An 8,027-nucleotide genomic window follows, 5' to 3' on the forward strand; every position below is an offset into this window, starting at 1 on the left:
AACCCCACCCGCCCCACCTCCGCGACCTTGACGCCCCCACGATCCCGCAGTTGACTGACTCGGCGTCAGATTGTTTGCGGCCGCAACAAGACCACTCATCAAAGCTACGAACAGCTGGGAGTGTCCTTAATGCGTGCTCGAACACCCTGGTCGCGGCCGCTCAGGAACCATAGTCGGGCGGGCTCGAAGCGGCGTCTGGTCCAAGTCGGCCTCGCTGCCGCCCTCACCTTGGCCTCGGTCGACGCCGCCGCATCGACCAGTGCGGCGGCCAACTCGGCGACGCCGAAGTACCTCGACAAGTCCGCGTCGGTGACGGCGCGGGTCAGTGATCTTCTGGGGCGGATGACGCTGCCCGAGAAGGCCGGGCAGATGGATCAGCAGCTCGTCGACAACGCCACCGCTGCCGGCGGCGGGAGTTGCGGGGCCGCCGGGTTCAGTCTGCCGACGGCCGCGTGTATGCAGTCGGCGATCGTGGACCAGAACGTGGGGTCGATCCTGGCCGGCGGGACCGACAATCCCGCGGACACCACCGGAAGCGGGACCAGTGGCAACACCGCGCAGGACTGGGCCGCTGACTACAACACCATCCAGCAGTACGCCATCGCCCACTCGCGCCTGCACATCCCGCTGAGCTTCGGCGTCGACGCCGTCCACGGCTTCGGGCATCCGTGGCAGGCGCCGCTGTTCCCGCAGTCCATCGGCATGGGTGCCACCTGGGACCCGTCGGCGGCGCAGGCCGGCGGGGCGATGACCGCGGCCGCGCTGCGCTCCACGGGGTGGACGTGGGCCTTCGCGCCGGTGCAGGACCTGGCGCGGGACAACCGGTGGGGCCGCACGTATGAGACGTGGGCCGAGGAGCCCGCCCTGTCCGCCGCGATGGGCGCCGCAAACGTTACCGGGCTTCAGACCCCGGCTCCCGGCGGCGGGCTCAACGTCAGCGCGACGGTCAAGCACTTCGCCGGGTACTCGGAGTCGATCAACGGTCATGACCGCGACGAGGCCCAGCTGCCCCTGAACTACCTACAGAGCACGATCCTGCCCTCCTACGCCGGGGCGATCAACGCCGGCGCCGACGCCGTGATGGTCGACTCCGGCTCCATCAACGGCGTCCCGGCCACCTCCTCGCACTACCTGCTCACCGACATCCTGCGCGGCCAGATGGGCTTCCAGGGCGTCATCATCAGCGACTACCAGGACGTGCAGGCGCTCCAGACCGCCTACCACATCGCCGGCAGCCTGCCGGACGCCGTGGCCGAGGCGGTGAACGCCGGTCTGGACATGAGCATGGAGGTCAACGGGCCGGACCAGTGGCAGAGTGCGATCATCCAGGACGTCGGCGACGGCAAGATCAAGATGTCGACGATCAACGAGGCCGTGCGCCGCATCCTCACCATGAAGTTCCAGCTCGGCCTGTTCGACCAGCCCTGCGTGGCCGATCCCAGCAAGCCGTGCCTGAACGCCGGGGCCGCCGACGCCGTCGTCGACTCCGGACGCGACCAGACGCTGAAGGCCGCCCAGGAGTCGGTCACGCTGCTGCGTAACCAGAACAACGCCCTGCCGCTGGCGGCCGGCAGCCGCGTGGTGGTCACCGGCCCCAGCGCCGACTCGATGACCAACCAGCTCGGCGGCTGGAGTGTGAGCTGGCAGGGCGTCGCCGGGGCCGGGCACGTGTGCTGCATGGGCGCGCCGGACCAGATCCCGCCGGGCACCACGGCCCTGACCGGGATCCTCGGCGCCGACCCGCAGGCCGAGTCCATCCCCGACCAGGCCGCCGCGGTCGCGGCGGCCCCGAACACCGACGTCTACGTCGCCGTCGTCGGCGAGAAGGCCTACGCCGAAGGCCTCGGCGACAACCCCGCCCCGGCCCTGCCGCCGGACCAGCAGGCGCTGATCTCGGCGCTGGAGGCGACCGGCAAGCCGGTGGTGGTCGTGGTCGAGGCCGGGCGCCCGGTGGGCCTGGGCCCGGCCGAGAAGGCGAACGCCGTCGTGATGGCCTACCAGGGCAGCACCGAGGCCGGGCAGGCCGTGGCCGACGTGCTGTTCGGCAAGGTGGACCCGAGCGGCCACCTGTCGATCAGCTGGCCGTCCGACGCGCCGACCGTCGGCGCGGACTTCGACGGCGGCGCGCCGTCCCCGCTCGGCGACGAGCCGAAGTTCTTCGACCAGCTGCCCGGTACCGGTTCGGGCCCGGGGAACTCCTACAACCCGCTCTATCCCTTCGGATACGGGCTCTCCTACACCACCTTCAGCCACACCGGTCTGTCGGTGACGCCGAACGCCTCGGCGCACGGCAAGCTCACCGCGACCCTGACCGTCACCAACACCGGCACCCGCTCGGGCACCGACATCGTGCCGCTGTACGTGGCCCAGCCGGTCAGCGCGTCCGCCGAGCCGCCGCAGCGGCTGGTCGGCTTCACGCGGGTGACGCTGGCCGCCGGGGCCTCGCAGACCGTGAAGATCACCTTCCCGGCCACCGCGCTGGCCCGCAGCCAGGGCGACATCAACGCCTCCGGCCCGCCGACCGTCGAGCCCGGCGGCTACATCCTGCAGATCGACAAGGAGGCCGATGCGACGCCGTATGACGTGGACCTGTCCGCGCCGTTCACTCTGAGCTAGCTGGTTCAACCCCCACGCGGCCGGCGCGGGCGACCTCTACAGGGGCCGCCCGCGCCGGTACAGGGGCCGCCCGCGCCGGTCCTGGCATACCGTGAGGCCATGAAGCCGAACCGCTCGATTCCGCAGGTGACAGTCATCCCGGTGCTGGTCTATCCGGACGTCCGCGCGGCCGTGGACTACCTGACCAACGTCTTCGGGTTCGCCGAACACATCCGGATCGGCGAGGACCACCGATCCCAGATGCGTATCGGTGACGACGGAGCCGTGATCATCGCCGACGTGCGCGGGCAGCGGACCGCACCGACACCCGGCGTCGAGACGCACCTGCTCAAGGTGCGGGTCGAAGACGTCCGCGCGCAGTATGAGCGGGTCAAGGCGCACGGCGCGTCGATCACCGAGGACCTGGCCGAGCAGCCGTTCGGCGAGTTGCAGTTCACGGTCGACGACCTGGCCGGGCACCGCTGGCAGTTCTGCGAGAGCGTGCGCGATGTGGATCCCGAGGAGTGGGGCGGGACAGTCGTCGGCGACTGAACTGAACAGCGCCACGTCGCTCTCTCCGGGATCGTGTGAACGGTCACGTGTGTGCGCTAGCGTGAACGGTGACATGAAATCCACGGGACAGATCACCATGCGGCACGTGGCCGACCGGGCGGGCGTGTCCTACCAGACCGTCTCGCGGGTCATCAACGACGCCGACGGCGTCGCACCGCAGACCCGCGAGCGCGTACTCGCCGCCATGCGAGACCTCAACTATCGGCCCAGCGTCGCCGCCCGCTCGCTGGCCCGGGCCCGCACCGACACCATCGGCCTGGTACTGCCGTTCCCGGTCGACGTGACCTTCGCGAACGCGCACTTCTTGCAGACCATCGGCGGTGTGGACCGGGTGGTCGCCGAGAACGACTACAGCCTGCTGGTCTCCAGCCCCGACGACGAGGACCCGGCGCTGTCCGCGCACCGCCGCATGGTGCGCCGGCGCGCCGTGGACGGCGTCATCGTCGAGGCCGGGATGGGCGACGAGGGCATCGAGCTGCTGATCGAGGCCGGCTACCCGGTGGTGGCCATCGGGCACGTCGCGGCGGCGGTGCCCTCGGTGCGGCCCGATGACGAGAGCGGCGCCTACAGCGCCACCCAGCACCTGCTGGCCCTGGGCCACCGCCGCATCGCCCTGATCGCCGGCAGCGCCCCGGACAACCTGGCCCAGCAGGCCCGGCTGCGCGGCTGCCGGCGGGCCGGTACCGACGCCGGCCTGCCGCTGGACGAGGACCTGATCGCCACCGGCGAGTTCTCCCTGGAATCCGGCCACGAGGCGGCGGCGCGGCTGTTCGACCGGGACGTGCCGCCGACCGCGGTGCTGGCCTTCAACGACGCCATGGCCATCGGCGCGATGCGGCTGCTGCGCGAGCGCGGGATCGACGTGCCGCGCGAGGTGTCGGTCGTCGGCTTCGACGACACCCCGACCGCCGCGCTGCTGACCCCGGCGCTGACCACGGTCCGGATCTTCAGCTCCGAACTCGGCCAGCGCGCCGCCCGCACGCTGATCGGGATGCTGCGCGGCACCAAGGTGCCGCCGGTGCCGGCGGTGCTGCCCAGCCAGCTGGTGGTGCGGCAGTCGACGGCGCCGGTGCCGGCGCGGCGGGGGTAGCGCTCCGGGGGTAGCGGCTCAGGCCTGTGCGCCGACCGCGCTCACGCCTCCGCGGCGAGCTTCGCCAGCCGCTCCATGACGTCCGGGTCCGGCCAGGAGCCGACCCGGTAGCGTGCCGGGTGGTAGCCCTCGGCCGGGGTCAGCCCGGCCTCCTCGGCGACCGCCGCCCACGGGACCATCAGCAGGTCCCCGTCCGGCTGCGGGAACAGGACGAGGTCGGCCTCGGGCAGCAGCGAGGTCTCCTCGTCGGCCCAGGAGGCGGCGGTGACCTCCGCGCCCTCGGGGCTGCGGAAGCCCTTCAGCGCGGCCGGGAACGGGTCGCCGGGACCGGCGATGCCGCGCAGGTGCTCGGTCTGCGGTCCGTAGGCGTCCATCGCCAGCAGGATCTGCGCGTGCTTGACCGCCGCGTGCGCGGGGTGGTCCTCGGGAACCGTGTAGAGCACCACGTTCCCGTCGTCGTCGACCGTGATCGGCGCCGGGCTGATCGGCCGTGCGGCCTGGCGCCACTCGCGCTCGGCGATCGCGAACGCCTCGGTCAGGACCTCGGTGTCCGGCGTCTCGTAGGCCAGAAGCAGGGTGCTGTTGCTGACCGAGAAGGCCAGCGGCCGGGCGCCGGTGATCCGCCCGATCGTCGCCAGCCAGCCGTCGACCAGCGGGAGCGAGGTCAGGTAGGCGTCGCCATTGTCGGTGTGCCGGGCCGGCTGCGGTGTGCCGGTGCGGCTGCGGGCCTCGTCCAGTGAGGCGGTGACCGTGCGTGCCATGTTCCGGTGCGCGGTGGCGAAGGCCTCGTCCCGGCTCACGCCCCAGCGCCGCAGATCGGAGTCCGCCGCATACCGCATGGCCGAGGGCGTGTCGATCACCAGCATCTCCGACAGGTAGCGCGCGGCCGGCCGGCTGACGATCTCGAACTGCGGGCCGGCCGGGACCGGTCGCAGCACCGGCCGCAGCGCCGCGCGCACGTCCTCCCACTGCTCCGGGGTCGGCGGCAGGGCGGCGATGTCGGCCAGCCGGCCGATGGCGGCCTTGCGGGCGGCGGCCGAGGCGCCCCGCGTCTCCCGGAACACCGTCTCCAGATTGATGACCGCCGGCTCGGCGCCCTGAGCCCCCTGATACACGACCTGGAACTTCTCCGGGTCGTAATCGGCGCGCGCCACGGAGCCCACGGCCCGCACCCGCGCCGCGACCTCCTTCCCGAACCGGTCGCGGGCGGACCCGAACAGTCTTTCGGCTATTCCCATGGCCGGGAATTTAACGCAGGCCGCCGACCGCCAGGTGTCCGTTCAGTGTTCCCGAAGTGCCCAAGGGGCGCCGGCTTCGGAGAACAGTTTCTGCTCGCGTGCACAGGATTGCACGAGGTCCACGATGCCCCGCACAGTCGTCGCCCGGCCGACCTGGAAGTCCTCTTCGGACACGTACTGTTCACCTATCGCGCGCGGCTCCGGGGCGTCCCGGACCGCCTCCAGCACGGCCGTGAAGCCGGTGGTGTCCTCCAGCGGGACCATCAGCGGCACCTCGTCGGGGCGCTCGCGGTGGTCCAGCAGGTTCGCCAGCAGGTCGGCCTCGGGGAAGGTCTGGTCCAGTTCCTCAACGCCGGAACGAGAGCGGGAGCCAAAACCGGGGCCAAAGCCGGAGCCGGTGACCGACAGGTGGCCGGTCGTGTAGTGGAACACCGCCTCGCCCTCAGTACCCCGCACCCGCACCCACGGATCGATCTGCGTGGGCTGCGGCGCGCAGAGCGACACCGCGACCAGGATCGGCGGCGCGTCCGGCAGCTCGATCCGGACCGCCGAGGTGTCGTCGGCCTCGACCGGGTTGGCGTGGAACAGCTCCAGCTCGGTCTTCGCCGGGATCCGGGCCATGGCGTCCTTGCCGAGCACCGCCAGCGCCGTGACGATCGAGTGCGCGAACGGGTTCGTCAGCGCGCCGTCCAGGGCCGGGACGCCGTCGCTCAGCCAGCGCTTGCCGGCCCACGGCGCGCGCTGCCAGTACGACTCCGGGCGGCACCACGCCCCGGCCGCGCCGACGCCGGTGACCTCGCCGATCGCGCCGGCGGCGAGCAGCGTGCGCAGCAGCGGCAGCGCGGCCGAGCCCAGCGACTGGAAGCCGACCTGGACCAGGCGGCCGGTCTCGGCGGCGGTCTCGCGCAGCTCGGCCAGCTGGGCCAGCCCGGTCACCGGCGGCTTCTCCAGCAGCACGTCGGAGCCGGCGCGCAGGGCGGCTTCGGCGAGCGCGAAGTGCGTGGGGGTGGGCGTGGCTATCAGCGTGATGTCCGGCGGCCCGTCCGGCCTGCCCGGCCCATCCGGCGCGGCCAGCAGGGCGTCCAGGGTGTCGTGCCGCTTGACGCCGGCCGGCAGGGTGCCGGGCTCCGGCGGGCGCGGGTCGGCGACCGCGACCAGCCGCAGCCGCCCGGCCTGTTCGAGCTCTGCGATGCGGCCCAGGTGCCAGCGGCCGTGACCGTGGACGCCGACGAGGGCGACGGTCGGGGGTTGACGCACGTGACCACCTGCCGTGAAGATCTGTCCCGGAACGTTCTCGTGAACGGTCACAGGAGCCTAGCAAAGTCGGGAGGGCAAGTGACCGCCTCGCACACCCCGCTGTCGGCAGAGACAGCCGTGAGCGCAAACAGGGACCTGGTCAGCGTCCGAGTGGGTGCGGTGGAGGTGCTGCGGGCCCGGTTCGACACCGACACCGACGCCGTCCCGGCCTCCGAGTGCCGCACGCCTTATCTGCACCCGCTGCGAACGCTGTCCGGCGGCGTGGTGACCGGGCACCGCCCGCACGACCACCGCTGGCACAAGGGCCTGACCATGGCGGTGCCGCAGCTGGCCGTGGCCGGCCGGGCGGGGCGTCCGGGCCCCGCGAGCAACTTCTGGGGCGGCCCGAGCTACGTCGCCGGGCGCGGCTACGTCGACCTCGACGACGCGGGCCGCGTCGAGACTCACCTGTTCCAGACCGCGGCCGACGGTTCGGTCGCCGCGGACCTGGTGTGGATCGGCGCCGACGGCGTGCCGGTGCTCAGCGAGCGGCGGACGTTCGCCGTCCGGGACGTGGACCGGGCAGCGGGCTGCTGGACCCTGGAGTTCCGCAGCGAACTGCGGATCCTGGGCACCGACCCGCTGGAGTTCAAGAGCCCGACGGTCCTGGGCCGCGAACTGGCCGGATACTGCGGCTTCTTCTGGCGTGGGCCGCGCGAGTTCACCGGCGGCCGGGTCCTGGCCTCCAACGGCCTGGAAGGCGCCGCCGCGCTGATGGGGCAGCGCGCCGAGTGGCTGGCCTACATCGGCGAGTTCGACGAGCGCGACGGCTTCGCCACGCTGGTGTTCGTGCCCGAAGGCGAGGCGCCGGAGTGGTTCGTCCGCGCCGAGGACTACCCGGGCGTGAACCCGTCGCTGGCGTTCGGCGAGCCGCTGCCGCTGGCGCCGGGGGAGCTGCTGGCGCTGGGCTACCGGGTGGTGATCGCGGACGGGGCCTGGTCGCGGGAGCGGATCGCGGAGTACCTGCGGGCGGGGTGAGGACGGGAGAGACGCCAGGGGCCGGGGCGGCGTGCGGCGTGGGGCGCGCGGCATGCGGCGGTCTCGGCGACCAGGGCCGAGGTGCGCAGTTCGTGCCCGGCGAGTTCGGGATGCCCGTGGATCTCGCGGCGCAGCCGGATCAGCTCCGGCTCGATCCGGGCGGTGGCGGCGGCGATCGAGGCGTCATCGAGCACTGTCGGCATGGCGCCAGAGGCTACCCGGCGCCGAATGTCTGTGCCGCCCGAGCGGTCCCGGCC

General features: G+C 72.5%; 6 protein-coding genes and 1 pseudogene. 4 read left to right on the forward strand and 3 right to left on the reverse strand.

Features of this window, described 5'->3' with window-relative positions:
• The first annotated feature begins 228 nt into the window (after nucleotides 1-228).
• From IZR01_RS46295 to IZR01_RS46305, 3 genes are all read left to right on the forward strand, one after another.
• Entirely contained in the window at nucleotides 229-2,616 is a 2,388-nt protein-coding gene (locus tag IZR01_RS46295; RefSeq protein WP_228561330.1) for a glycoside hydrolase family 3 N-terminal domain-containing protein, read from the forward strand.
• A 99-nt stretch (nucleotides 2,617-2,715) separates the two neighbouring features.
• Nucleotides 2,716-3,147 (forward strand): VOC family protein, encoded by a 432-nt coding sequence (locus IZR01_RS46300; protein WP_194927542.1) that lies wholly within the window; start codon nucleotides 2,716-2,718, stop codon nucleotides 3,145-3,147.
• A gap of 73 nt (nucleotides 3,148-3,220) precedes the next feature.
• Nucleotides 3,221-4,258, forward strand: a complete 1,038-nt coding sequence (locus IZR01_RS46305) for a LacI family DNA-binding transcriptional regulator (protein WP_194927543.1) — start codon at nucleotides 3,221-3,223, stop codon at nucleotides 4,256-4,258.
• Nucleotides 4,259-4,299: 41 nt separating this feature from the next.
• On the opposite strand, the gene IZR01_RS46310 is transcribed toward IZR01_RS46305, so the two are convergent.
• Nucleotides 4,300-5,496: a DUF1444 domain-containing protein gene (locus tag IZR01_RS46310; protein ID WP_194927544.1), complete on the reverse strand. Its 1,197-nt coding sequence runs from the start codon at nucleotides 5,494-5,496 to the stop codon at nucleotides 4,300-4,302.
• Nucleotides 5,497-5,538: 42 nt separating this feature from the next.
• Nucleotides 5,539-6,753 carry a Gfo/Idh/MocA family protein gene (locus IZR01_RS46315; protein WP_194927545.1) on the reverse strand — a complete coding sequence of 405 codons (1,215 nt, stop codon included), beginning with the start codon at nucleotides 6,751-6,753 and terminating at the stop codon, nucleotides 5,539-5,541.
• Nucleotides 6,754-6,870: 117 nt separating this feature from the next.
• Between IZR01_RS46315 and IZR01_RS46320 the strand changes: the two genes are divergently transcribed.
• The gene (locus tag IZR01_RS46320) at nucleotides 6,871-7,770 is read left to right on the forward strand and encodes a DUF6807 domain-containing protein (protein ID WP_323747294.1); all 900 of its coding nucleotides are present in this window, start codon (nucleotides 6,871-6,873) and stop codon (nucleotides 7,768-7,770) included.
• Here IZR01_RS46320 and IZR01_RS46325 read toward each other — a convergent pair.
• A pseudogene (locus IZR01_RS46325) lies at nucleotides 7,701-8,027 on the reverse strand (hypothetical protein); the annotation flags it as partial. The gene IZR01_RS46320 and the pseudogene IZR01_RS46325 overlap by 70 nt on opposite strands.

The sequence above is a fragment of the Catenulispora pinisilvae genome (genome assembly GCF_015356865.1).
GTDB classification, from domain to species: domain Bacteria; phylum Actinomycetota; class Actinomycetes; order Streptomycetales; family Catenulisporaceae; genus Catenulispora; species Catenulispora pinisilvae.